This is a genomic window from Agromyces sp. MMS24-K17 (genome assembly GCF_043950245.1).
Lineage (GTDB): Bacteria > Actinomycetota > Actinomycetes > Actinomycetales > Microbacteriaceae > Agromyces.
The window spans coordinates 2,328,632-2,352,460 of record NZ_CP171640.1 but is presented as its reverse complement, the minus strand read 5'-3'; the positions used below and the strand labels follow the sequence as shown (position 1 = coordinate 2,352,460).

Here is a 23,829-nt window from a genome sequence, read left to right as displayed (position 1 = left end):
CCTTGGAGATCGAGCGATACCTTGGAGCCGCACGTGTCCGAACACGACCTGAACTGGAAGTACGTCGACGAGTCGGTCGTCGAGAGCGACGCCGTCGCGCGCGCCAGGCAGCAGTCGCTGGAACTCGGCATCGACGCGGTCTCCCCGGCGGTCGCCGCCCAGCTCGGCGTGCTCGCCGCCGCCAGCCGGGCCGAGGCCGTGATCGAGGTCGGCACGGGCGTCGGCGTCTCGGGGCTCGCGTTCCTCCAGGCCGCCCGCGGTGCGCTCCTCACCTCGATCGACAGCGAGACCGAGTACCAGCAGCACGCGCGCACGAACTTCGCGGATGCAGGCGTCGCGCCGGCGCGCATCCGGCTCATCGCGGGCCGCGCGAGCGACGTGCTGCCCCGCATGAACGAGGCGTCGTACGACATCGTCTTCATCGACGCCGACCCCGATTCCGTCATCGAGTACGTCGAGCACGGCCTGCGGCTCGCGAAGCCCGGCGGCAGCGTGATCGTCGCCCGCGCGCTGTGGAAGGGCCGCGTCGCCGACCCTGCGAAGCGCGACGAGACCGCGGTGGCGTTCCGCACGCTCATCGCCGAGCTCGCGGCCTCGCCCGCGGTGACCACGGCGATCTCACCGGCCGGAGACGGCCTGCTGCAGCTGGTGAAGCTCGGCTCCTAGTCCATCCTCGGCGATGCCCCTGGAGCCGCGCGGGGCATCCGCTCGCTGCTGGAACGCGCCGGGAAATGAGGGAGCCCGGGCCGCCGAAGCGACCCGGGCTCGAGGAGACCCCTGATCAGGCAGGGTTCACGACGCCGCCGAGGACGTCGTAGAGCTCCTTGGCCTCAGCATCGTTCACCGAGACGACGAGGCGGCCGCCACCTTCGAGCGGTACCCGCACGATGATGAGACGACCCTCCTTCACAGCCTCCATCGGCCCGTCTCCGGTGCGTGGCTTCATGGCCGCCATTGAGCTTCCCCTTTCGTGGCTTCAGCCTCCATTATCCCCCGTGGATCGGACTCTCCGGAAATCGCGGTCCGGCTGTGGACAAGCGACGACGCGCGGGCGGGCCCGCGACGGGGCTCACGGCAGGCTCGCCGCCCGGATCACGGCGGCGTCCAGTCGTAGTCGGCGACCGCCCAGCACACCGTGAGCCACCAGTACTGCAGGGCGAGCATGACGATGACGAGCGACCACCGGTACCACCGCGCCCGCGGGATCGCGAGCACGCCCACGAGCGGGAACATGGGCGCGAGGATCCGGAAGGTGCTCGACTGCGGGAAGAACACGGCGAGGAGGTACAGCGCGTAGCTGCCGAGCCAGAGCCGGAGGTCGACCCCGAGGCGGCGCGCCCATGGTGACCACAGCACCAGCGCGAACCCGATGATCAGCGCGATCGGGACGATCGTGCCGAGCGGCTGGTGCAGCCACCAGTCCCCGCCCTGGAACCACGCCGTGAACGGCACCAGCTCGACCGGGCCGAGGTATGCGCTCCGCCAGGCCAGCTCCGTGTCGGTGTACGCGCGCGGGTCGCCGGTGCCCGCCCAGGCGATCAATGGCCAGGCCAGCCCCATGACGCCCGCGAACACCGCGGCGCCCGCCGCCTGCCAGCGTTCGCGCACCGGGAACGGGTCGCGGGCGCGGGTGAACCAGCGCACGAGCCAGTGCAGCCCCAGGGCGAGCGCGAACGCCAGCGTGCCCGGCCGGGTGAACGCCCAGACGAGCACGACGGGGAGCAGCCATCCGTACCGCCGGTCGACCAGCAGGAGCAGCGCGACCGCGAGGAGCAGCAGCCCGAGCCCCTCGGCGTAGCCGACCTGGAGGATCGGCGAGACCGGCGCCACGCAGAAGAGCACCACGGCGTACATCGCCCGGTCGGGCTCGAGGAACCGCGACATGAGCCGGTGCAGCACGAGCGCCGTGCCGAGGCCGGCGGCGAACGAGACGAGCACCGATCCGACCGGCCAGGGCACCCACGCGAGCTCGAGCAGCCGCACGATCGCCGGGTACATCGGCAGGAACGCCCACGCGTTCTCCCCCACCCGGCCGTCGTCGGTGAGCGGCAGCTCGGCCGGGTAGCCGTAGAGGCCGATCAGCCGGTACCAGTGGGCGTCCCACAGCTGCGAGTACTGCCAGAGGTCGGGCTGCGCATCCGTCCAGGCGTTCTGCCCCTGCCCGGCGGCGAGCACGAGCAGGAAGACCGCCGACACCGCCCGGGCGCCGAGGTACACGAGCACGACCCGCGCCCACCACGGCAGCACGCGCCACCGCACCCGCGGCGACCAGCGGGTCGTGCGGAACGGATCGACCTCCCGCGGGCCGGACGCCGTGTCGGTCACGCGGCGCCCGTCAGGCGGCGCCCGTGAGCCAGGCGCGCAGCGCCCGCTCCGTGGAGTGGATCTGGTCGACCGAGACGCGCTCGTCGTCGGCGTGGGCCTTCAGCGGGTCGCCGGGCCCGAAGTTCACCGCGGGCACGCCGAGGGCGCTGAAGCGCGCGACATCCGTCCAGCCGTACTTCGGCGCCGGGTCGCCGCCCACGATCGCCACGAACTCCTGCGCGAAGGGGGCGTCGAGCCCGGGCCGCGCGCCGTCGGAGCGGTCGACGACGGTGAGCTCGTACTCGGGGAACAGCGCGCGCATCCGCTCGATCGCCTCGCCCGACGTGCGGCTCGGCGCGAAGCGGTAGTTCACGTGCAGCATGACCTCGTCGGGGATGACGTTGCCGGCGACCCCGCCGGAGACGCCGACCGCGTTCAGGCACTCGCGGTAGGCGAGCCCGTCGACGTCGATCGTCTCGGCCTCGAACGCCGCGAGCCGCGCGAGGGCGGGCCCGAGCTTGTGGATCGCGTTGTCGCCCACCCAGCCGCGAGCCGAGTGCGCGCGCACGCCGTAGGCGCGCAGCTCGAACCGGATGGTGCCGTTGCAGCCGCCCTCGATGCGCGCGTTCGACGGTTCGCCGAGGATCGCGAAGTCGGCCTCGAACAGGTCGGGGCGGTTGCGGGCGAGCCGGCCGAGGCCGTTCAGCTCCTGCGAGGTCTCCTCGTGGTCGTACCACATCCACGTCAGGTCGTACACGGGCTCGGCGAGCTCGGCGGCGAGCTTCAGCTGCACGGCGACGCCGGCCTTCATGTCGGCCGTGCCACGGCCCCACAGGTACCGTTCGCCGTCGTGGTCCTCGAAGCGCGTCGGCACGTTGTCGTTGATCGGCACGGTGTCGATGTGCCCGGCGATCGCGACGCGCTGCGCGCGGCCCAGGTTCGTGCGGGCGACGACGCAGTCGCCGTCGCGGATGACCTCGAGGTGCGGGTACGCGGCGAGCGCGTCGACGATGAGGTCGGCGAGCGCCCGTTCGTCGCCCGATTCGCTCGGCACGTCGCAGATGGCCTGCGTGAGCGCGACGGCGTCGGCGGACAGGTCGAGGGCGGGGAAGGCTGCAGGCATGTCCCCATCCTACGAGCGCGGGGGCGGGGCATCCGGGGCCTCGGTACGCTGGGGGCATGCCCGCGAACGACGCCTCGACCACGCACGCCCGCCCCGCCTGGGGCGCCGGCCTCGCCACGATCGCCGCCGACGGCACCGTGCTCGACACCTGGTTCCCGGCGCCGGGGCTCGGCGCCGCGCCCGAGGGCGCCGCGCTGCCCGAGCAGTGGGCTGCGCTCGCGGGCGCCGACGAGCGCCGCGCGGTCACGGTCGAGGCCGTCGTCGTCGAGGTCGACCTCGACGCGCCGCCCGCCGGCACGTCCGACGCGTACCTGCGCCTGCACCTGCTGTCGCACCTCGTGGTCGCGCCGAACACGATCAACCTCGACGGCGTCTTCGGGCACCTGCCGAACGTGCTGTGGACCAACGCGGGCCCCGTGCACCCCGACGACTTCGCCCGCCTGCGGCCGGCGCTGCAGCGCGCCGGCATCCACGCGACCGGGCTCGACAAGTTCCCCCGCCTGCTCGACTACGTGACGCCCGAGCGGGTGCGCATCGCGGATGCCTCGCGCGTGCGCCTCGGCGCGCACCTGGCGCCCGGCACGACCGTGATGCACGAGGGGTTCGTGAACTTCAACGCCGGCACGCTCGGCTCCTCGATGGTCGAGGGGCGCATCTCGCAGGGCGTGGTCGTCGGGGACGGGTCCGACATCGGCGGCGGCGCCTCGATCATGGGCACCCTGTCGGGCGGCGGCACGCAGCGCGTGTCGATCGGCGAGCGGGCGCTCCTCGGCGCGAACTCCGGCATCGGCATCTCGATCGGCGACGACACCGTCGTCGAGGCGGGCCTCTACGTGACCGCCGGTACGAAGGTGTCGCTCGTGCCCGGCACCGGCCAGACGCCGCGCATCACCAAGGCGGTCGAGCTCAGCGGCGTGCCGAACCTGCTGTTCCGCCGCAACTCGCTCACCGGCCAGGTCGAGGTGCTCTCCCGCACCGGCGAGGGCGTGCTGCTGAACGCCGCGCTGCACGCGTAGCAACGCGCGGCTCCGCCGCGTGCGCGGGGTACAGTGTTGCTCCGGGCGGCCGACGGCCGCCCGCCCCGTGATCACGAAGGAGTGACGTGGGTACCGACGCCCCCCGCACGCACCGGCGCGTGCTCGCCCCCATCCTCGTCGGCCTGCTCGTGACCGTGCTCGTCGTCGCCCTCGGCGCCGCCGGCCTCGGCGTGTGGACCGTGCAGCGGTCGTTCCCCACCACGAACGGGCACGTCGACCTCGTCGGCCTCGACGCCCCGGTCGAGGTGCTCCGCGACGCGAACGGGATCCCGCAGGTCATCGCCGAGACCGACCACGACCTGTTCCTCGCGCAGGGCTACGTGCACGCGCAGGACCGGTTCTGGGAGATGGACTTCCGCAGGCACGTGACGGCGGGGCGGCTCAGCGAGTGGTTCGGGTCGTCGCAGGTCGGCACCGACGCATTCATCCGGACGCTCGGCTGGCGCGCGGTCGCCGAAGCCGAGTACGGGCTGCTCGACGAGCCGACGCGGGCGCTGTACGACGCGTACGCGGCCGGCGTGAACGCCTACCTCGACGAGCGGTCGGGTGCGGACCTCTCGCTCGAGTACGCGGTGCTCGGGCTCCAGCGCGCCGGGTACGAGCCCGAGCCGTGGACCGCCGTCGACTCCATCGCGTGGCTCAAGGCCATGGCGTGGGACCTGCGTTCGAACCTCGAGGACGAGATCGACCGAGCCCTGCTCACGACGGCGCTGACGCCCGCCGAGGTCGCCGCCCTGCACCCCGGCTACGACTTCGCGACGATGCCGACCATCATCGGCGGCCAGCCCTCCGCGCCCGCGTCGGCCGGCGGACCGGTCGCGCTGCCCGAGGGCGCGTCGGCCGCGTTCGCGGCCCTGCGCGCCACGCTCGACGGGTTGCCCGACCTGATCGGGCCGGCGGGCGGGGAGATCGGCTCGAACTCGTGGGTCGTCTCCGGGGCGCTCACCGACACGGGCAAGCCGCTCCTCGCGAACGACCCGCATCTCGGGCCGACGATGCCGTCGATCTGGGTGCAGATGGGCCTCAAGTGCCGCGTCCGCAGCGACGCCTGCCACTACGACGTCGCCGGGTACACCTTCTCGGGACTGCCGGGCGTGATCATCGGGCACAACGACCGCGTCGCCTGGGGCTTCACGAACCTCGGCCCGGACGTCGCCGACCTGTTCGTCGAGCGCGTCGAGGGCGACACCTACGAGCTCGACGGCCGCATGGTGGCGCTCACCGTCCGCGAGGAGGTCATCGAGGTCGCGGGCGGCGACCCCGTCGCGATCCGGGTGCGCTCGACGGCCCGCGGGCCCCTCGTCACCGACATCTCGCCCGACTTCACGGCCATCGCCGAGGGCTACCCCGCCGCGACCGGGCAGGCCGAGGGCGCCTACGAGCTCAGCCTGCAGTGGACGGCCCTCACGCCCGGCACCACCGCCCAGGCGATCTTCGCGCTCGACCGCGCCGCCGACTGGGACGGCTTCCGCTCCGCCGCGTCGATGTTCGACGTGCCGAGCCAGAACCTGATCTACGCCGACGTCGACGGCAACATCGGCTACCAGGCGCCGGGCAACATCCCGATCCGCGCCGCCGGCGACGGCACCCTGCCGCTGGCCGGCTGGACGAGCGCGAACGGATGGCTCGGCCGGGTGCCGTTCGGCGACCTGCCGAGCGAGCTCAACCCGGCGCGCGGGTACATCGTGACGGCGAACAACGCCGTGCGCGCCGACGGCCCGTTCCTCACGGCCGACTGGGACTACGGCTACCGTGCCAGGGCGATCGAGCAGGGCATCCGCGCGCACCTCGACGCGGGCGAGCCGCTGACCGTCGAGCGCATGGCCGACCTCCAACTCGACGTCGCCGACCAGAACGCCGCCGCGTTCCTCGAGGTGATCGCCGGGCTCGACCTCGATGGCGACGCCGCGCGCGGCGCCGCGTTGCTGGCCGACTGGGACGCCCGCGCCGATGCCGACAGCGCGGGCGCCGCGTACTTCGCGGTGTTCTGGCGCACCCTCCTCGACCGGATGTTCTCCGAGCTGCCCGAGCAGACCCGGCCCACGGGCGGCGATCGCTGGTACGCCGTCGTCGGCACCCTGCTGCAGGACCCCGCCTCCCCGTGGTGGACCGACCACCGCACCGACGCGACCGGCCGCGACGCCGTGCTCGCGTCGGCGCTCGCGGCCGCCTGGACCGAGGCCGGCGACCGCCTCGGCAGCGACCCGGCGAACTGGCGCTGGGGGCGCCTGCACACGCTCACCCTCACGAACCAGAGCTTCGGGAAGTCGGGCATCGGCCCCGTCGAGTGGCTCTTCAACCGCGGGCCGTACGAGCTCGGCGGCGGTTCGGGCATCGTGAACGCGATCGCGTGGGATGCCACGGAGGGCTACGAGGTGAGCTGGGTGCCGTCGATGCGCATGGTCGTCGACCTCGCGGACTTCGACCGGTCGCGCTGGATCAACCTCACGGGCGCCTCCGGGCACGCGTTCTCGCCGCACTACACCGACCAGACCGAGCTCTGGCAGGCCGGCGAGACGCTGCCGTGGGCGTTCAGCCCCGAAGCGGTCGACGAGGCCGAGCTGGACACGCTGGAGCTGCGGCCCGCGACCGGCTGAGCCCGGCGGGACGCGAACGGGCCCGCCCCCGGAGGGACGGGCCGTTCGACGGGCGGGCGCGAGGCCCGAGGGCTCAGCCGCGCGGGTAGTGCCGCTCGGGGTCGCCCGTGTACAGCTGCTGCGGCCGGCCGATCTTCGTCTGCGGGTCGAGGTTCATCTCGCGCCAGTGCGCGATCCAGCCCGGCAGGCGGCCGATCGCGAAGAGCACGGTGAACATGCGCGTCGGGAAGCCCATCGCCTTGTAGATGACGCCGGTGTAGAAGTCGACGTTCGGGTAGAGGCGACGCTCCTTGAAGTAGTCGTCCTCCAGGGCGAACTGCTCGAGCTCCTTCGCGATGTCGAGCAGCGGGTCGTCGACGCCGAGGCCGGCGAGCACCGCGTCGGCCGACTCCTTGACGAGCTTCGCGCGCGGGTCGTAGTTCTTGTAGACGCGGTGCCCGAAGCCCATGAGCTTCACCCCGTCCTCCTTGCGCTTCACGCGCTCGACGAAGCGGCCGACGCCCTCGCCCGACTCCTGGATGCGGGCGAGCATCTGCAGCACGGCCTCGTTCGCGCCGCCGTGCAGCGGGCCCGAGAGCGCCTGGATGCCGGCCGAGATCGAGGTGAACAGGTTCGCCCCGGTCGAGCCGACGAGCCGCACGGTGGAGGTCGACGCGTTCTGCTCGTGGTCGGCGTGCAGGATCAGCAGGCGGTCGAGCGCCTGTGCCAGCGTCGGGTCGACGACGTACGGCTCGGCCATGTTGCCGAAGTTCAGCCGCAGGAAGTTCTCGACGAACGACAGCGAGTTGTCGGGGTAGAGGAACGCCTGGCCGATGCTCTTCTTGTGCGCGTACGCGGCGATGACCGGCAGCTTCGCGAGGAGCCGGATGGTCGTCAGCTCGACGTGGTCGGGGTCGTTCGGGTCTGAGGTGTCCTCGTAGTACGTGGACAGCGCCGCGACCGCGCTCGAGAGCACGGCCATCGGGTGCGCCGTGTGCGGCAGCGCCGAGAAGAACCGCTTGAGGTCCTCGTGCAGCAGCGTGTGGCGGCGGATCTTCTCGTCGAACGCGGCGAGCTCGTCGGCGGTCGGCAGCGACCCGTAGATGAGCAGCCAGGCGACCTCGAGGTACGTCGAGTGCGACGCGAGCTCCTCGATCGGGTAGCCGCGGTAGCGGAGGATGCCGCTGCCGCCGTCGATGTACGTGATCGCCGACCGCGTCGATGCGGTGTTCACGAAGCCGTAGTCGAGCGCGGTGAGCCCGGTCTGGCGGGTGAGGGCCGACACGTCGAGGCTCGATGCGCCGTCGACGGCGGGGAGGATCGGCAGCTGCGCGGAACCGCCCGGGAACGACAGCGTCGCGGTGCGGGGCTCCTGCCCGGCCGCTTGGTTGTTGACGTCGCTCACGGCGCCTCCTGTGATCGTCACTTCCCGGTCACCTCTCCGGCTGGGCGCCACTCGACGCTCGCAGCCCGAATACAGCCTAGACGGGGAGGCGGCCTACTGTGGCATCCGCCAATGGAACGCGGCATCCGTTGGCGGTCGCCGAGAGCGATGCGACTGCGGCCGCGCCGCGCGGCCGCGTCAGGCGGCGGCGTCAGGCGGCTGCGGAGCCCGCGAGCCGGTCGGCTGCGGCACGGACGCGCTCATCCGTCGCCGTCAGCGAGAGCCGCACGTGCTGCGGGTGGTGCACCCCGTAGAAGTGCCCCGGGCCGGCCACGATGCCGAGGTCGGCGAGCCGCGCGATCGACTCCCAGGCGTCGCGCCCCTCGGTCGCCCACAGATACAGGCCCGCCTCGCTCCGGTCGATGCGGAACCCGGCCGCCTCGAGCGCGGGCTTCAGCACGTCGCGACGGGCGCGGTAGCGCTCGCGCTGCTCGGCGACGTGCGCGTCGTCGCCGAGGGCCGCGACCATCGCCGCCTGGAGCGGACCCGGCAGCATGAGGCCGGCGTGCTTGCGGACGTTGGTGAGGCGCGCGATGAGCGCCCGATCGCCCGCGACGAACGCGGCGCGGTAGCCCGCCATGTTCGACTGCTTCGACAGCGAGTAGATCGCGAGGGTGCCCGCCGGGTCGCCGTCGGTGACGCGCGGGTCGAGCAGGCTCGGAACCGGTTCGTCGTGCCACGGGGCGTCCCAGCCGAGCTCCGCGTAGCATTCGTCGCCGACGATGACGGCGCCGAGCTCGCGCGCCCGGTCGCGGGCCGCACGCAGCTCCGCCACGTCGAGCACGCGGCCGTCGGGGTTGCCCGGGCTGTTCAGCCACACGAGTCGGGTCGCCTCCGACCACTCGGCCGGGTCGTCCGACGCGAACGCGGTGGCGCCTGCGAGCACGGCGCCGATCTCGTACGTCGGGTACGCCGCCCGCGGGTGGACGACGACGTCGCCCTCGCCGACGCCCAGCATGAACGGCAGCAGCGCGACGAGCTCCTTCGAGCCGATCGTCGGGAGCACGGATGCCTCGTCGAGCCCGGTGACCCCGCGACGACGCGCGAACCAGTCGACGATCGCCCTGCGCAGCGCCGGCGTGCCGATCGTCGCGGGATACGCGTGCGCATCCGTCGCCTCCGCGAGCGCGTGGCGCACGACGTCGGGCGTCGGGTCGACCGGCGAGCCGATCGAGAGGTCGACGACGCCGTCGGGATGCTCCTCGGCACGCTCCCGGTACGGGGCCATCAGGTCCCAGGGGTAGTCGGGAAGCGCCCCGAGCGCCACCTCAGTGCCCCTGCGGGGGCAGCGCGGCGACGAGCGGGTGGTCGGTCGGGATCACGCCGACCTTGGCGGCGCCGCCGGGCGAGCCGATCTCGTCGAAGAACTCGACGTTGGCCTTGTAGTAGTCGGCCCACTCCTCGGGGAGGTCGTCCTCGTAGTAGATCGCCTCGACGGGGCAGACGGGCTCGCAGGCACCGCAGTCGACGCACTCGTCGGGGTGGATGTACAGCGAGCGCTCACCCTCGTAGATGCAGTCGACGGGGCATTCGTCGATGCAGGCGCGGTCTTTCACATCGACGCAGGGCAGGGCGATGACGTAGGTCACGGTGGGTGGCGTTCCCTTCGAGAGGCTGAGAGGTCCAGTCTAGGCTCCGGCGGCGGCCGGTGTCGTCGTGCGTCGCAGGGTGGACAGATTCGGCCAGGCGATCACGAGCACCACGATGAGCGCGGGCCCGACGGCCCAGACCGTGCCGAGCAGGTCGCCGACGATGAGCACGCTGCCGCCGAAGCCTGGCAGCGACAGCAGGCCGACCGCCGTGATGACGCCGAGGCCCGCGGCAGCGGCCGCCCAACGGCCCACGATGATCCGCAGGCCGACGACCAGGCAGGCGACCCCCACGAGGGCGGCGATCAGCCCCCACGGGATCGCGACGTCGCCGATCACGATCGTGTGGCGGTGCCCGATGGTGCCGAGCGCGCCGTAGACGAGCCCCACGAAGGCCGAGATCACGAGCGTCGCGACCCGGGCTCCCGTGCCGCCGCTCATCCGGCGGCCGTCTGGGTCACGGTGTAGGTCACGGTGCCGTCCTGGTCGCCGACGACGAACACGTCATACGTGCCGTTCGTGCGGACGGCGACCGCCTCGACCTCGACGCCCTGCAGGTCGGCCTGCTCGGTGAACCCGGCGGCGTCGAGCGCGGCGGTCGCGTCGGCGACCGGGTCGGTCGAGTCCGTCTCGATGGTCACGAACCAGCCCTCGTCGCCGCCGGTGCCGGCCGCGACCACGATCTTGCCGTCGATGAGCGGCACCTCCGACGGGAAGCCCTCCGGCAGTTCGCCGAGGTTGACGTCGAGGTCGCCGCCCGTCGCGCCCTCCACGGCGCCCTCGACCGCGTCCTCGACGCTGCCGGCCGGGTCGAACGGGTTGAAGAAGCAGCCGCTGAGGCCTGCGGCGAGCGATGCGGCCACGACGGTGGCGATGACGGTGCGACGGATGCGCAGGCGGGACATGCGGGGCCTCCTCGGCGATGACGGGGTCGGGGGCGGCTGTGGATTCCGACGTTGCGCGCGGGCAACGCTCCCCCGTCGTGGAGTCTAGCGGCGCGAGCCCGCCGCGTCCGTGCGGGCGGTGCCGTAGCGTGGGGCACGGCGGCGCGGGCCGCGGAGAGAGGATCGACGACGATGCCGGAGACCGAGCGGACCACCCCCGACCAGACGACGCCGGAGGCCGCGACGACCGCGGGCGACGCCGTGCGCGTCGAGCGCGATGGCGGCCTGGCCGTCGTCGTCATCGACCGGCCGTCGTCCCTGAACGCCCTCTCCCCCGAGGTGCTCGACGCGCTCGCGGCGGCCTTCGCCGGCCTGGCGGCCGAGGGGCCGGACGTGCGCGGGGTGATCCTCACCGGGGCGGGCGGCCGCGCGTTCGTCGCCGGCGCCGACATCCGCGCGATGTCGGGCATGGGCGTCGAGGAGGGCACCGCGACCGCGCGCCGCGGGCACGCCGTGGCCGCCGCGATCGAGGCGCTCCCGGCGCCCGTCATCGCCTGCGTCGACGGCTTCGCGCTCGGCGGCGGGCTCGAGCTCGCGCTCGCGTGCGACTTCATCTACGCGACGGATGCCTCGGCCTTCGGCCAGCCCGAGGTGCTCCTGGGCCTCATCCCGGGGTTCGGCGGCACCGTGCGGCTGCCGCGGGCGGTCGGCGCGGCGCTCGCGAAGGAGCTCGTCTACACGGGTCGCCGGATCGGCATCGACGAGGCCGTGGCATCCGGCCTGGTCCTGCGCCGCTTCGCCGACCGCGACGCGATGCTCGCCGCCGCCCGCGAGACCGTCGCCGCCGTGTCGGCCAACTCGCCGAGCGCCGTCGGGATCGCGAAGCGCGTGCTCGTGGCCGCCGCGGGCACGCCGACGGCGACGGCGACCGACCTGGAGGTCGACGGCTTCGCCGACGCGTTCGGCACGGCCGACAAGCAGGAGGGCGTGGCGGCGTTCCTCGAGAAGCGGAAGCCGGCGTTCGGCGGTTGACCGCTGACCGCCGCGCCGGCGCCGATTCGGCTCTCGCCGGCCCGCGACGCAGCTCGGTCAGCCCAGGCGGGCGTGCAGCCAGGCCATGCCGTCGAAGCGCACGCCATCGGCGCCGAACATCTCGAGGTGCAGGTGCGGGCCGGTCGACTGGCCGGTCGAGCCGAGCACGCCGACCTGCTGGCCGGCGGTCACGTGCTGGCCGACGACGACCTGGAGCGAGCCGTACTGCATGTGGGCGTACGAGCTCGTGATGACCTGGCCGTCGATGTTGTGCTGGACCTCGACGTTCACGCCGAGCCCGCCGCCGTTCTCCGTGGCGAGCACCACGACGCCGTCGGCGATCGACATGATGGGCGTGCCGTTGCCCGCGAGGAAGTCGACGCCGTCGTGGTTCGTCGAGCAGCCCGCGCAGGGCGCGGAGCGCGGCCCGAAGCCGTCGCTCGTACGTGACGGGTCGACGACCGGCCACACGATCGCCTTCGCCTGGTCGAGCTGCACGGTGCCGAGGCCGGCGACCGCGGAGCTGATGGGCGGCGGAGCGACCTCCACCCGGTAGGACTCGGCGGCGACCTGGGTCATCGTGGCGGAGTCGGACACCGCGAGCTTCTGGCCCGGACCGACGATCCGATCGGCCACGGTCGGCTCGTAGATGTTCGCGACCGGCTCCGCCGAGGTGGCGGTCAGCGCGAGCGCGGGCATGCTCGTCGCGAGGAGCATGCCGCCGGCGAACGTCATCGCGAGGGTCGGGAGCACGGCACGTCGGGTCGAGCGGGGGAAACGGGCAGCGGGGTGGTTCCGGCCTGCCGAACGGCGGCCGCGGAGCTTCGAGGTCATATGGAGCGCGTGAGTTTCGTATCGGGGGAATCGGGTATCGAACAGGTACGTGAAAAGACCTCGGTTACCGTACGTACCGTTTCTGGGAAGACCCTGCCCGGTTCATCCACGAATCATCCGAACGTATGGACGCGCTCACATTTCGCCCGCTCGCGCCGCCGTCGCACCGACGCGCCGCGGGGCTGCCGAGCCGTCGCGCCGGAACGACGCAGGGCCCCGGGCGTACGCCCGGGGCCCTGCACTGCCGACCTGCGGTCAGCCCTGCTTCTTGAGGCGACTCGTGAGCCGCGCGCGCGCCGTCTGGTCGAGCTCGACCTTGCGGATGCGCACCTTCTCGGGCGTCACCTCGACGCACTCGTCCTCGCGGGCGAACTCGAGGCACTCCTCCAGGGTGAGCTGACGCGACGGGGTCATCGACTCGAAGGTGTCGGCCGTCGACGAACGCATGTTCGTCAGCTTCTTCTCCTTCGTGATGTTCACGTCCATGTCGTCGGCGCGCGAGTTCTCGCCGATGACCATGCCCTCGTAGACCTCCTCGGTGGGGTTCACGAAGAACGACATGCGCTCCTGCAGCGCGATGATCGCGAACGGCGTGACGACGCCGGCGCGGTCGGCGACGATCGAGCCGTTGTTGCGGGTCACGATCGAGCCGGCCCAGGCCTCGTAGCCGTGCGAGATCGCGTTCGCGATGCCGGTGCCGCGCGTGATGGTGAGGAACTCGGTGCGGAAGCCGATGAGGCCGCGGCTCGGCACGATGAACTCCATGCGCACCCAGCCGGTGCCGTGGTTCGACATGCCGTCCATGCGGCCCTTGCGGGCGGCCAGCAGCTGGGTGATCGCGCCGAGGTACTCCTCGGGCGCGTCGATGGTGAGGTGCTCGAACGGCTCGTGCGTCTTGCCGTCGACCTGCCTGGTGACCACCTGCGGCTTGCCGACGGTGAGCTCGAAGCCCTCACGGCGCATCTGCTCGACGAGGATGGCGAGGGCCAGCTCGCCGCGACCCTGCACCTCCCACGCGTCGGGACGGCCGATCTCGACGACCTTCAGCGACACGTTGCCGATGAGCTCGCGGTCGAGGCGGTCCTTCACCATGCGGGCGGTGAGCTTGTGGCCCTTCACCTTGCCGACGATCGGCGAGGTGTTCGTGCCGATGGTCATCGAGATGGCGGGGTCGTCGACGGTGATCGCCGGCAGCGGGCGCACGTCCTCCGGGTCGGCGAGGGTCTCGCCGATGGTGATCTCCTCGATGCCCGCGACGGCGATGATGTCGCCGGGACCGGCCTCCTCGGCCGGGAAGCGCTCGAGCGCCTTCGTCTTGAGGAGCTCGGTGATGCGCACGTTCGAGTGCGTGCCGTCGTGGCGGACCCACGCGACCGTCTGGCCCTTGCGGATCCTGCCGTTGAAGACGCGCAGCAGCGCGAGGCGGCCGAGGAACGGCGATGCGTCGAGGTTCGTGACCCATGCCTGCAGCGGGGCCTCGTCGTCGTACGTCGGGGCCGGCACGTGCTCGAGGATCGCGCCGAAGAGCGGCTCGAGGTCGTCGCTGTCGGGCAGCTCGCCGTTGGCGGGGCGGTTCAGCGAGGCGCGGCCGGCCTTGCCCGAGGCGTAGACCACGGGCACGTCGAGGATCGCGTCGACGTCGAGGTCGGGCACGTCGTCGGCGAGGTCGCTCGCGAGGCCGAGGAGCAGGTCGTGGCTCTCCTCCTCCACCTCCTCGATGCGGGCGTCGGGACGGTCGGTCTTGTTGACCAGGAGGATCACCGGCAGCTTCGCCTCGAGCGCCTTGCGCAGCACGAAGCGCGTCTGCGGCAGCGGGCCCTCGCTCGCGTCGACGAGGAGCACCACGCCGTCGACCATCGACAGGCCGCGCTCGACCTCGCCGCCGAAGTCGGCGTGGCCCGGGGTGTCGATCACGTTGATCGTCACGGGGCCGTTCGTCGCGTGCGCGCCGTTGTACTCCACCGCCGTGTTCTTGGCGAGGATCGTGATGCCCTTCTCGCGCTCGAGCTCGTTCGAGTCCATCGCACGCTCGTCGACGTGCGCGTGCTCGGCGAACGAGTGGGTCTGCTTGAGCATCGCGTCGACGAGCGTGGTCTTGCCGTGGTCGACGTGCGCGACGATCGCGACGTTGCGCAGGTCGGAGCGGGTGGCATTCGCCATGGGTGGAATCCTCGCGGTGGGGCATCCGCCGCCGGGCTCGCGAGCGGGCTCGCGATCGGCAGCGCGATGCGCTGGTGGAAGTCTGGGGAGCGCAGGACCGGCCGTATGCACGGCGTGCGCGACAACCAGCCTACCGCGCCTTCCCGAGTGGACGCCGAACGCCCGGCCGCAGGTGCGGCCGGGCGTTCGGTGCGGGCGGTCCGGCGAGGGACCGACCCGGGCTACGCGCCGAGCGGGATGTTCGCGCCGGGGATCGCGTCGAGCAGCGCACGCGTGTACTGCTCCTTGGGGTTGTCGAAGACCTCGTCGGTCGTCGCCGCCTCGACGATCCGACCCCGCTGCATGACGCAGACGTTGTCGGCGATCACGCGCACGACCGCGAGGTCGTGGGTGATGAAGAGGTACGTGAGACCGAGCTCGGCCTGCAGGTCGGCGAGCAGGCGCAGGATCTGGGCCTGCACGAGCACGTCGAGCGCCGACACGGCCTCGTCGAGGACGATGATCTCCGGCTTGAGCGCGAGCGCACGCGCGATGGCGATGCGCTGGCGCTGGCCGCCCGAGAGCTCGTTCGGGTAGCGACCGATGAGCGTGCGCGGCAGCGACACCTGGTCGAGCAGCTCGAGGACCCGGGCGCGACGCTCGGCCTTCGTGCCGACCTTGTGCGTGAACAGCGGCTCCGCGATCGTGTTGCCGATGTTGCGCAGCGGGTTCAGCGACCCGTACGGGTCCTGGAACACCGGCTGCATGCGGCTGCGGAGGCCGAACAGCTCGGCACCCGCGAGCGACGCGACGTCCTTGCCGCCGACGAGGATGCGCCCCTTCGTGGCGTCCTCGAGCTTCAGGATCATCTTCGCCACGGTCGACTTGCCCGAACCCGACTCACCGACGAGCGCCGTCGTCGTGCCCTTCGCCACCTGGAACGACACGTCGTCGACGGCGGTGAAGTCGCCGGAACCGCGGATCTTGAAGACCTTCGTCAGGCCCTCCACCACGATCGCCGGCGGCTGCGACTGGGCCGACTCGAGCGCCTCGGCGCGCGCCTCGGCGGTCGCGATCAGGTCGATCGAGTCACCGGCGGCGGAGGAGGCATCCGCGGCGAAGGACGTCTCCGCCTCGTGGAGGCCGCCCGACGCCTGGATGCGGCGCGAGGCGAGGCTCGGCGCCGCGGCGACGAGCCGCTGCGTGTACGGGTGCTGCGGGTTCTGCAAGATCTGCACCGACGGGCCCGACTCGACGATCTTGCCCTTGTACATCACGACGAGCTGCTCGGCGCGCTCGGCCGCGAGGCCGAGGTCGTGCGTGATGAACAGCAGCGTGGTGCCGAGCTCGCGCGTCAGCGACTCGAGGTGATCCAGGATGACCCGCTGCACCGTGACGTCGAGCGCCGAGGTGGGCTCGTCGGCGATGAGCAGCATCGGATCGGCCGCGAGGCCCATGCCGATGAGCACGCGCTGGCGCATGCCGCCCGAGAACTGGTGCGGGAACTGCTTCAGGCGCCGGTCCGCGTCCTGCAGGCCGGCCTGCTTCAGCACCTCGACCGCGCGCTTGCGCACGGCCTGCTTGCCGGTGGCGATGCCGTTGGCCTTGATGGCCTCCTCGACCTGGAAGCCGACCGACCACACCGGGTTCAGGTTCGACATCGGGTCCTGGGGGACGAAGCCGATCTTGCGACCGCGGATCGCCTCCATCTCCTTGGCCGAGGCCTTGGTGATGTCCTGGCCGTCGAGGAGGATCTGGCCGCCCGTGATGCGGCCGCTGCCGGGGAGCAGGTTGATGATCGCGTGCGCGGTCGTCGACTTGCCGGAACCCGACTCGCCCACGATCGCGAGGCTCTGGCCGCGGTAGAGCGTGAGGTTCACGCCGTCGACGGCGGTGACCTCGCCCTCCTGCGTCTTGAACCCGACCTTCAGGTCCTTGATCTGGAGGAGCGGACGCTCCTGCCCGTCAGCCTGCACGTTCGTTCCGTTCTGGAGGTCGCTCATCGGCGGGCCCTCGCCTTCGGGTCGAGCGCGTCGCGGACGACCTCGCCGAGCATGATGAAGCTCAGCACGGTCACCGACAGGGCGATCGACGGGAGGATCAGCGTCTGCGGCGCGGTCCGGAGGTCGCTCTGCGCCTGCGAGATGTCGTTGCCCCACGACATGACCGTCGACGGGAGGCCGACGCCGAGGAACGAGAGCGTCGCCTCGGCCACGATCGCCGACGCGAGGCCGATGGTCGTGATGACGATGACGGGCGCGATCGAGTTCGGGAGCACGTGACGCAGCAGGATGCGGAACCGCGACACGCCCAGGGCCGTGGCGGCCATGACGAAGTCGGAGTTCTTCACCCTGAGGATCTCGGCTCTCAGCACGCGGGCCGTCGCCGGCCACGCGAAGATGCCGATCGCGAGCGAGATCACCCACACGTTCGCGTACTTCGAGAAGACCGACATGATGACGACGGCGGCGAGGATGTAGGGGATCGAGAAGAAGATGTCGCCCAGGCGGGAGAGCACCGAGTCGATCCATCCGCCGTAGAAGCCCGCCATGGCGCCCATGGTGATGCCGAGGATGGCGATCAGGGCGGTCACGATGAGGCCCACCGACAGCGACGTCGACGTGCCGTGGATGATCCGCGAGTAGATGTCGCAGCCCTGCTTCGTGAAGCCGAGCGGGTGTCCCTCGGTCGGCCCGGCGTTGCTGTTCGACAGCTGGCAGTCGTTGTTCGGCGGCACCTGCGTGAACAGGCCCGGGAACAGCGCGACGACCACGACGAGCACGATGAGCGCCGCGGAGATCCAGAACATCGGACGGCGACGGACGTCGAGCCAGGCGTCGCGCCACAGGTTCGAGGGCTTGCCCTCGGTCTTGACGGCGTCGACGACGGCGACTGGGGTTTCCTCGACCGGCGCAACGTAGTGCTGCTGGTCGATCCTGGCGTTACTTGGCATAGCGGATCCTCGGGTCGAGAACGGCGTACAGCAGATCGACCAGCAGGTTCACCACGAGGTAGATCAGCACCATGACGGTCACGAAGGAGACGACGGTCGGTCCCTCTCCGCGGATGATCGCCTGGTAGAGCGTCCGGCCGACGCCGGGAACGTTGAAGATGCCCTCGGTCACCGTGGCGCCCACCATGAGCACGCCGAAGTCGACGGCGAGGTAGGTGACGACGGGGATGAGGGAGTTGCGCAGGATGTGCACCGGCACGATGCGCCCACGTGCCAGGCCCTTGCTCGCGGCAGTGCGAACGAAGTCCTGGCCACCCGTGTCGATGACCGACGCACGGGTGAGGCGCACGATCTGCGCGAGGCTGATCGTCGCGAGCACGATCGCCGGCAATATCAGGTCCTGGATGGGAGCGCCACTGCTCACCGTGGGACTGAACCAGCCGAGTTGGATGGCGAAGACGTACTGCGCGACGAACGCGATCACGAAGATCGGCAGCGAGATCAGGATGAGGCTCACGACGAGGGCGCTGGCATCGAAGATGCCGCCCTTGCGGAGGCCGGAGACCAGGCCGACGCTGATGCCGACCACCATCTCGATGAGCACCGCCATGATGGCGAGCTGGATCGTGACGGGGAAGGTGCGGGCGAGGATGTCGGAGACGGGCTCACCCGAGAACGAGGTGCCGAAGTCGCCGCGGAAGATCCCGCCGAGGAACAGCAGGTACTGGACGATGAACGGCTGGTCGAGGTGGTACTTCTCGCGAAGCGCCTCCAGGACCTGCGGGGGCGGGGTCTTGTCGCCGAACAGCGCGACGATCGGGTCGCCGGGCATGGCGAAGACCATGAAGTAGATCAGGAAGGTGGTGCCGAGCAGCACAGGGATCGCCTGCAGCAGTCGGCGCACGATATAGCCGGCCATGGATCAGGCCCGCCGTTCCGTGGTAGTTGGCATGTTGATGAACCCTCATCGTGGTTGGGACTGCTCTCACGATGCTACGCCGGATGGGCACGGCACCGGGGGAAACGTGGATGTGGGGCGGCAGCCGGATGGCTGCCGCCCCACGGGCGCCTCAGAGTCTAACCCCGGGGCGACCAGGATCGAGAATTACTCGCCCTTGGTGACCTCGTAGTAGAGGGGCACCGAGTTCCAGCCGAACTGGACGTTCGACACGGCCTCCGACGAAGCGCCGTTGACGTTCGAGTACCAGAGCGGCACGGCGGGGAGGTCCTGGAAGAGGATCTCCTGCGCGGCCTGGAACTTCTCGTTCGCAGCGGCGAGGTCGGTCTCGGCGAGACCCTCGCTGAAGAGCGCGTCGACCTCGGGGTTCGAGTAGTCGCCGTCGTTCGAGCCGGCACCCGTGCCGTACAGCGGGCCGAGGAAGTTGAACAGCGCCGGGTAGTCGGCCTGCCAACCGCTGCGGAACGCGGTCTGGATGGTGCGGTCGGTGATGAGGGTGCGAGCCTCGGCGAAGGTCGGGTACGGAGCGCCCGACGCGTCGATGCCGAGGTTGTTCTTCAGCTGGTTCGACACGGCGTCGACCCAGCCCTGGTGGCCACCGTCGGCGTTGTACGCGATCTGGAAGGTGCCGCTCCACGGGGCGATGGCGTCGGCCTGGGCCCACAGTTCCTTCGCCTTCTCCGGGTTGAACTCGAGGACCTCGCTACCGGGGATGTCCTCGGAGTAGCCGTCGATGACCGGCGACGTGAAGTCCTTGGCCGGGGTCCGGGTGCCCTCGAAGATCACGTCGGTGATCTCCTCGCGGTCGATGGCCATCGAGATGGCCTGACGACGGAGCTTGCCCTCCTCGCCGCCGAAGTGCTCGAGGCGCCCCGGGATGGTGAAGGACTGGAAGATGGCCGCGGCCTGGTTGACGGCGCGGTCGCCGAACTCGTCCTCGTAGGTCGCGAGCGCCGACTCGGGGATCGCGTCGAGGATGTCGAGGTTGCCGGCCTGCAGGTCGGCGTACGCCGCGTCCTGCGAGGCGTAGAAGATGATCGACAGGCCGTCGTTCTGCGCCTTGCGGTCACCGTCGTAGTCCGGGTTGACCGTCAGGTCGATCTTCTCGTTGTGCTGCCAGGCGTTCTCGCCGTCGAGCATGTACGGGCCGTTGCCGATGGGGTTCGCGCCGAAGGCGTCGATGTCCTCGAAGGCCGACTCGGGCAGCGGGTAGAACGCCGAGTAGCCGAGGCGCAGCGGGAAGTCGGACTCCGGCTGGTTCAGCTCGACGGTGAACGTGGTGTCGTCGACGACCACGAGGCCCGGGAGCTCGGGGACGGACTCGTCGTAGCTGAAGCCCTTGATGCCCTCGAAGAAGTACTGCGACAGCTGCGGGCCGTTGGCCGTGTCGGCGCCGTAGTTCCAGGCGTCGACGAACGAGTTGGCCGTGACCGGCTCGCCGTTCGTGAACTTCAGGCCATCGCGGATCTTGATGGTGTAGTTCTGCGCGTCCTCGGTCTCGATGGACTCGGCGACGTCGTTGTGGGGGGCGCCATCCGCGTCGTAGTAGACCAGGCCCGCGAAGATCGCGTCGAGGATCTTGCCGCCGCCGACCTCGTTGGTGTTGGTGGGCACCAGCGGGTTCTGCGGCTCGGAGCCGTTCGTCGTGATGATCGCGCTCGAGGCGCCGTCGGTCGAATCGCCCGAGTTGCTCGTGCAGCCGGTGAGCACGAGCGCTCCAGCCGCAGCAAGAGCAACGGCGGCGACGCCGATTCCCTTGATCTTCAATGTTCCTCCTGTGAGATGGGCGCGACGACGAAGAGCTCGTGGCGTCCGTCGGCGCGAATGCATCCAGAGTAAGTACCGCGTGCCTCCAAACGAGCAACGAACGGGGAAACCGTTATCGGGCCGCAACCTGCGACCTGTTCGAGGGCCAACGGATGCGCAATGCACGCCGATTCCTTGCGCATCCGAGCAGCATGCGAGGATTTCCGCATGTCCTCCGCCCGTCGCCTGCGTGTCGAGATCGCCATCGTGCTCGGGCTCTCGCTCGGGGCATCCGCCGTGTACTCGATCGTGTCGATCATCTCGCGCCTGACCGCGGAGACCCCGCTGTCGCAGCAGTCGGCATCGATCAACCAGTCGCGGTCGAGCCGCGAATGGCTCGACTTCACCTACCAGTTCCTCGACGTGTTCTTCGGGCTCTTCGTCGTCGCGCTGGCGCTCTACCTGCTCTGGCAGCCCGGCCGGTCGCCGTTCCGGCGCATCGGCTTCGACCTGACCCGCCCGTGGCGCGACCTCGGCGCGGGCGTCGCCCTCGTCGCGGTGATCGGCGTGCCCGGGCTCGCCCTCTACGCCGCCGGCCGGGCGCTCGGCTGGACCGTCGCGGTGGTGCCCGCACCACTCGACCCGCACTGGTGGACCATCCCGATCCTCGTGCTGGCGGCCCTCAAGGCCGCGCTCACCGAGGAGATCATCGTGGTCGGCTACCTGTTCACGCGGCTGCGCGAACTCGGCGTCGGGCCGTGGGCGACGATCCTCTCGAGCGCGCTCCTGCGCGGCACGTACCACCTGTACCAGGGGTTCGGGCCGTTCGTCGGCAACGCCCTGATGGGCGTCGTCTTCGGCTGGTGCTACACCCGGTGGGGCCGCACGATGCCGCTCGTGATCGCGCACTGGATCCTCGACATCGCCTCCTTCGTCGGGTACCCGCTCGCGGCGGCGTGGTGGCCGGGGCTGTTCGCCCCGGCCTCGTGATCAGCCCGTGATCGGCTCGCCCGCCGGGCTCAGCACCCACCAGACGTCGCTCACCCCCTGGCCGTTCACGTCACCGGCGGCCTGGTCGCCCGCGAAGTAGTACAGCGGCCAGCCGTTCAGGGTGAGCTGCGACTCGCCGTCGGGCGTGTCGATCTCGCCCAGCTCGCCGGTCACGCCGTCGAGCGACGGCAGCTCGTCGCCGGCGTACACCGGCGGCCAGTTGTCGAGGCACTGGCCGGTGCAGGCCGAGGTGTCGGTGCCCTGGGTGTCGTTGTCGAACTGGTACACGGTCATGCCGTCGCCGTCGACGACGATCGTCCCGAGGTCGGAGTCGGCGGTCGTCAGCGACGTCACGGCGACGTCGTCGTCCGCTCCCTCGTCGCCGTCCTCCGTCTCGGCCGGGGTCGAGGCGGACATGTCGGAGTCCTCCGTCGCGGTGTCGGAGGAGCCGCCCGACGAGCAGCCGGCCAGCCCGAGGAGGGCGAGGGAGGCCACGGCCAGGCCGATGGCGAATCTCGACTTCATGGGAGTTCCCTTCGATCGGACGCGACCGCGTTCGCGGCCACGCAGGGAACACGGGATCCGGCGTCCCCGGGTTCACCACGAGGCGCGATCGGGCGGATCCGGCGCGCCGCGGGCGGCGCCCGGGGTCGCTCCCCGTCGGTCAGCGCACGATCGCGGTCGTCGCGCCGAGCCCGTACGGGGCCGGCTCGTCGCCCGACGAACCATTCGACGGGCAGCCGGTGAGCAGCAGCGCGGTCGACGCAGCGACGACCAGGCCGAGCACGATCCGGAGCTTCATCGGGATCCCTCCCTGTCGATCCGGGACCACGGCTGCGGTCCCGACGGGAACACGAGGCCGGCGCCGCCGGGGTTCATCCCCCACCGGATTCGTCCCCCACCGGGGTTCATCCGTCGCCGAGCTCGGCGCGGAGCACGGCGTCGCCGCCGGCCGTGCGGACCTCGACCGACCGGATCTCGCCCAGCTCGACCGCCGTCGCCGCCTCGATCCGCATCGCACGCCCGGGCACCGCGTTCCAGCTCGACACCTGGCTCTCGCGCCCGTCGGCGTCGGTGACGACGAGGGCGTACGCCCACGGCCCTTCGCCGCCGCCCCAGGCCGACGCGTCGTCGTACGCGCAGCGCATCTCGATGCGGGTGCCCCAGTCGACCGCGGTGAGGTCGACGGATGCCTCGATCGGCGGGCTCCCCTCGACCGCCGCGAGCTCGAGGGTCGCGCCCGGCCGCCCGGGCCCGGCGAGCGCGAGCGGCACGACGATCGCCGCCACCACGACGGCGGCCGCGGCGAGCGCGATCGCGACGACGCGCCTCCGGGTGCGGCGGCCCCGCGCCGAGCGGGCGACGACGCGGTCGACGAGGTCCGACGGCGGCGAGGCATCCGCGACCGCACCCGCCCGGGGCTCGGCCGCCGGCGCGGCATCGGCATCGGCATCGGCGTCGGCCTCGACCTCGACGTCGACCTGGCCGGGCGCGATGCGCCCGAGCAGTCCCGGCATCGGGGCGAGCTCCGCGACGGCCGCCCGGCAGCGGCCGCACGCCTCGAGGTGGGCCTCGTAGGCCCGGCGATCGGCGGGCGTCAGCGCACCGAGCACGTAGGCGGCATCCCAGTCGGCGAAGCGCTCGTGGTCGCGGGTCATCGCGTCACCCCTCGTTCCTGCATCGCCAGCCGCAGGGCGCGGAGCGCGTAGTGCAGCCGCGACTTCGCCGTCCCCTCCGGGATGTCGAACTCGGCCGCCAGCTCGGCCGTGCTCCGCCCGCCGAAGTACGCGGCGACGACGATCGCCCGGTGGTCGGCGGTGAGCGTGGCCAGCGCATCCTCGATGAGGAGCCGTTCGAAGAGCGCGTCGGTGCGGTCGACCGCGGGCCGCTCCGGCGGCTCGCCCACGCCGACCTCGTGCCGGCGCCGGGCGCTGCGCGCCTCGTCGATCACCAGGTGGCGGGCGACGGTGAACATCCACGACCGGACGGTGGCCGGGTCCTGCTCGAGGATGCCCGGGCTCCGCCACGCGCGGAGCAGCGTCTCCTGCACGACGTCGTCGGCCGCCGACGTGCTGCCGCACAGGTGCACGACGTAGCGCCAGAGCGTCGCCGCGTGCGCGTCGTGCAGCTCCCGCAGCGCCGCCTGGGCATCGACCACGTCGCCACCTCCGCTGGGTGAACGAGGCCGGTGCCCGGATGGTTCATCCGCGCGCGCCACCG

23 protein-coding genes are annotated in these 23,829 nt (G+C 71.5%); 5 read left to right on the top strand and 18 right to left on the bottom strand.

Annotation, left to right across the window (positions count from 1 at the left end):
* Positions 1-33: 33 nt before the first annotated feature.
* Positions 34-666 (top strand): O-methyltransferase, encoded by a 633-nt coding sequence (locus tag ACGGZK_RS10765; RefSeq protein ID WP_395242663.1) that lies wholly within the window; start codon positions 34-36, stop codon positions 664-666.
* Positions 667-781: 115 nt separating this feature from the next.
* Here the strand turns inward: ACGGZK_RS10765 and ACGGZK_RS10760 are convergent, their stop codons facing one another.
* The 3 genes from ACGGZK_RS10760 to dapE all read right to left on the bottom strand — a co-directional run bounded on the left by ACGGZK_RS10760 (position 782) and on the right by dapE (position 3,427).
* On the bottom strand, positions 782-955 hold the full coding sequence (locus ACGGZK_RS10760; protein ID WP_067875042.1) for a DUF3117 domain-containing protein: 174 nt from the start codon (positions 953-955) through the stop codon (positions 782-784).
* Between the two features lie 137 nt (positions 956-1,092).
* Positions 1,093-2,325: a hypothetical protein gene (locus ACGGZK_RS10755; RefSeq protein WP_395242662.1), complete on the bottom strand. Its 1,233-nt coding sequence runs from the start codon at positions 2,323-2,325 to the stop codon at positions 1,093-1,095.
* A 10-nt stretch (positions 2,326-2,335) separates the two neighbouring features.
* Positions 2,336-3,427 carry a succinyl-diaminopimelate desuccinylase gene (gene dapE, locus ACGGZK_RS10750; RefSeq protein ID WP_395242661.1) on the bottom strand — a complete coding sequence of 364 codons (1,092 nt, stop codon included), beginning with the start codon at positions 3,425-3,427 and terminating at the stop codon, positions 2,336-2,338.
* Positions 3,428-3,483: 56 nt separating this feature from the next.
* On the opposite strand from dapE, the gene dapD reads away from it, so the two are divergent.
* Together dapD and ACGGZK_RS10740 are read left to right on the top strand one after the other, a co-directional pair.
* Positions 3,484-4,443, top strand: coding sequence for a 2,3,4,5-tetrahydropyridine-2,6-dicarboxylate N-succinyltransferase (dapD, locus tag ACGGZK_RS10745; protein WP_395242660.1), 960 nt, complete (start codon positions 3,484-3,486; stop codon positions 4,441-4,443).
* 86 nt (positions 4,444-4,529) lie between these two features.
* Positions 4,530-7,061, top strand: a complete 2,532-nt coding sequence (locus tag ACGGZK_RS10740; protein WP_395242659.1) for a penicillin acylase family protein — start codon at positions 4,530-4,532, stop codon at positions 7,059-7,061.
* A 73-nt stretch (positions 7,062-7,134) separates the two neighbouring features.
* Here ACGGZK_RS10740 and ACGGZK_RS10735 read toward each other — a convergent pair whose 3' ends face one another.
* The 5 genes from ACGGZK_RS10735 to ACGGZK_RS10715 form a co-directional block, all read right to left on the bottom strand.
* Positions 7,135-8,445 carry a citrate synthase gene (locus tag ACGGZK_RS10735; protein WP_395242658.1) on the bottom strand — a complete coding sequence of 437 codons (1,311 nt, stop codon included), beginning with the start codon at positions 8,443-8,445 and terminating at the stop codon, positions 7,135-7,137.
* Positions 8,446-8,635: 190 nt separating this feature from the next.
* Positions 8,636-9,751, bottom strand: a complete 1,116-nt coding sequence (dapC, locus tag ACGGZK_RS10730; RefSeq protein ID WP_395242657.1) for a succinyldiaminopimelate transaminase — start codon at positions 9,749-9,751, stop codon at positions 8,636-8,638.
* 1 nt (position 9,752) lies between these two features.
* Positions 9,753-10,073, bottom strand: a complete 321-nt coding sequence (gene fdxA / locus ACGGZK_RS10725; protein ID WP_395242656.1) for a ferredoxin — start codon at positions 10,071-10,073, stop codon at positions 9,753-9,755.
* 39 nt (positions 10,074-10,112) lie between these two features.
* Positions 10,113-10,514, bottom strand: a complete 402-nt coding sequence (locus ACGGZK_RS10720) for a hypothetical protein (RefSeq protein WP_395242655.1) — start codon at positions 10,512-10,514, stop codon at positions 10,113-10,115.
* Positions 10,511-10,978, bottom strand: coding sequence for a hypothetical protein (locus ACGGZK_RS10715; RefSeq protein ID WP_395242654.1), 468 nt, complete (start codon positions 10,976-10,978; stop codon positions 10,511-10,513). The genes ACGGZK_RS10720 and ACGGZK_RS10715 overlap by 4 nt, the downstream gene beginning before the upstream one ends.
* A gap of 171 nt (positions 10,979-11,149) precedes the next feature.
* On the opposite strand from ACGGZK_RS10715, the gene ACGGZK_RS10710 reads away from it, so the two are divergent.
* The gene (locus ACGGZK_RS10710; RefSeq protein ID WP_395242653.1) at positions 11,150-11,989 is read left to right on the top strand and encodes an enoyl-CoA hydratase/isomerase family protein; all 840 of its coding nucleotides are present in this window, start codon (positions 11,150-11,152) and stop codon (positions 11,987-11,989) included.
* A gap of 57 nt (positions 11,990-12,046) precedes the next feature.
* Here ACGGZK_RS10710 and ACGGZK_RS10705 read toward each other — a convergent pair whose 3' ends face one another.
* The 6 genes from ACGGZK_RS10705 to ACGGZK_RS10680 form a co-directional block, all read right to left on the bottom strand.
* Positions 12,047-12,742, bottom strand: a complete 696-nt coding sequence (locus ACGGZK_RS10705; protein ID WP_395242652.1) for a M23 family metallopeptidase — start codon at positions 12,740-12,742, stop codon at positions 12,047-12,049.
* Between the two features lie 336 nt (positions 12,743-13,078).
* Positions 13,079-14,983 carry a translational GTPase TypA gene (gene typA / locus ACGGZK_RS10700; RefSeq protein ID WP_395242651.1) on the bottom strand — a complete coding sequence of 635 codons (1,905 nt, stop codon included), beginning with the start codon at positions 14,981-14,983 and terminating at the stop codon, positions 13,079-13,081.
* Positions 14,984-15,204: 221 nt separating this feature from the next.
* Complete coding sequence (locus ACGGZK_RS10695) at positions 15,205-16,965, bottom strand: dipeptide ABC transporter ATP-binding protein (protein WP_395242650.1); 1,761 nt, start codon at positions 16,963-16,965, stop codon at positions 15,205-15,207.
* The gene (locus ACGGZK_RS10690) at positions 16,962-17,915 is read right to left on the bottom strand and encodes an ABC transporter permease (protein ID WP_395242649.1); all 954 of its coding nucleotides are present in this window, start codon (positions 17,913-17,915) and stop codon (positions 16,962-16,964) included. Before ACGGZK_RS10690 ends, ACGGZK_RS10695 begins: the two co-directional genes overlap by 4 nt.
* Positions 17,905-18,834, bottom strand: coding sequence for an ABC transporter permease (locus ACGGZK_RS10685; protein WP_395242648.1), 930 nt, complete (start codon positions 18,832-18,834; stop codon positions 17,905-17,907). The genes ACGGZK_RS10690 and ACGGZK_RS10685 overlap by 11 nt, the downstream gene beginning before the upstream one ends.
* 186 nt (positions 18,835-19,020) lie before the next feature.
* On the bottom strand, positions 19,021-20,640 hold the full coding sequence (locus ACGGZK_RS10680; RefSeq protein WP_395242647.1) for an ABC transporter substrate-binding protein: 1,620 nt from the start codon (positions 20,638-20,640) through the stop codon (positions 19,021-19,023).
* 207 nt (positions 20,641-20,847) lie between these two features.
* Between ACGGZK_RS10680 and ACGGZK_RS10675 the strand changes: the two genes are divergently transcribed.
* Positions 20,848-21,609 (top strand): CPBP family intramembrane glutamic endopeptidase, encoded by a 762-nt coding sequence (locus ACGGZK_RS10675; protein WP_395242646.1) that lies wholly within the window; start codon positions 20,848-20,850, stop codon positions 21,607-21,609.
* On the opposite strand, the gene ACGGZK_RS10670 is transcribed toward ACGGZK_RS10675, so the two are convergent.
* The 4 genes from ACGGZK_RS10670 to ACGGZK_RS10655 all read right to left on the bottom strand — a co-directional run bounded on the left by ACGGZK_RS10670 (position 21,610) and on the right by ACGGZK_RS10655 (position 23,767).
* Positions 21,610-22,134: a hypothetical protein gene (locus ACGGZK_RS10670; protein WP_395242645.1), complete on the bottom strand. Its 525-nt coding sequence runs from the start codon at positions 22,132-22,134 to the stop codon at positions 21,610-21,612.
* A gap of 139 nt (positions 22,135-22,273) precedes the next feature.
* The gene (locus ACGGZK_RS10665; RefSeq protein WP_395242644.1) at positions 22,274-22,411 is read right to left on the bottom strand and encodes a hypothetical protein; all 138 of its coding nucleotides are present in this window, start codon (positions 22,409-22,411) and stop codon (positions 22,274-22,276) included.
* Positions 22,412-22,517: 106 nt separating this feature from the next.
* Positions 22,518-23,267: a zf-HC2 domain-containing protein gene (locus ACGGZK_RS10660; RefSeq protein ID WP_395242643.1), complete on the bottom strand. Its 750-nt coding sequence runs from the start codon at positions 23,265-23,267 to the stop codon at positions 22,518-22,520.
* On the bottom strand, positions 23,264-23,767 hold the full coding sequence (locus ACGGZK_RS10655; RefSeq protein ID WP_395242642.1) for a sigma-70 family RNA polymerase sigma factor: 504 nt from the start codon (positions 23,765-23,767) through the stop codon (positions 23,264-23,266). Before ACGGZK_RS10655 ends, ACGGZK_RS10660 begins: the two co-directional genes overlap by 4 nt.
* Positions 23,768-23,829 lie beyond the last annotated feature (62 nt).

Bases quoted from the DNA above. Each gene is read 5' to 3' on its own strand.
- ACGGZK_RS10760 (WP_067875042.1), bottom strand. From the start codon at position 955: ATGGCGGCCATGAAGCCACGCACCGGAGACGGGCCGATGGAGGCTGTG.
- dapE (WP_395242661.1), bottom strand. From the start codon at position 3,427: ATGCCTGCAGCCTTCCCCGCCCTCGACCTGTCCGCCGACGCCGTCGCG.
- dapD (WP_395242660.1), top strand. From the start codon at position 3,484: ATGCCCGCGAACGACGCCTCGACCACGCACGCCCGCCCCGCCTGGGGC.
- ACGGZK_RS10720 (WP_395242655.1), bottom strand. From the start codon at position 10,514: ATGAGCGGCGGCACGGGAGCCCGGGTCGCGACGCTCGTGATCTCGGCC.
- ACGGZK_RS10715 (WP_395242654.1), bottom strand. From the start codon at position 10,978: ATGTCCCGCCTGCGCATCCGTCGCACCGTCATCGCCACCGTCGTGGCC.
- ACGGZK_RS10710 (WP_395242653.1), top strand. From the start codon at position 11,150: ATGCCGGAGACCGAGCGGACCACCCCCGACCAGACGACGCCGGAGGCC.
- typA (WP_395242651.1), bottom strand. From the start codon at position 14,983: ATGGCGAATGCCACCCGCTCCGACCTGCGCAACGTCGCGATCGTCGCG.
- ACGGZK_RS10695 (WP_395242650.1), bottom strand. From the start codon at position 16,965: ATGAGCGACCTCCAGAACGGAACGAACGTGCAGGCTGACGGGCAGGAG.
- ACGGZK_RS10690 (WP_395242649.1), bottom strand. From the start codon at position 17,915: ATGCCAAGTAACGCCAGGATCGACCAGCAGCACTACGTTGCGCCGGTC.
- ACGGZK_RS10685 (WP_395242648.1), bottom strand. From the start codon at position 18,834: ATGGCCGGCTATATCGTGCGCCGACTGCTGCAGGCGATCCCTGTGCTG.
- ACGGZK_RS10675 (WP_395242646.1), top strand. From the start codon at position 20,848: ATGTCCTCCGCCCGTCGCCTGCGTGTCGAGATCGCCATCGTGCTCGGG.
- ACGGZK_RS10670 (WP_395242645.1), bottom strand. From the start codon at position 22,134: ATGAAGTCGAGATTCGCCATCGGCCTGGCCGTGGCCTCCCTCGCCCTC.
- ACGGZK_RS10665 (WP_395242644.1), bottom strand. From the start codon at position 22,411: ATGAAGCTCCGGATCGTGCTCGGCCTGGTCGTCGCTGCGTCGACCGCG.
- ACGGZK_RS10660 (WP_395242643.1), bottom strand. From the start codon at position 23,267: ATGACCCGCGACCACGAGCGCTTCGCCGACTGGGATGCCGCCTACGTG.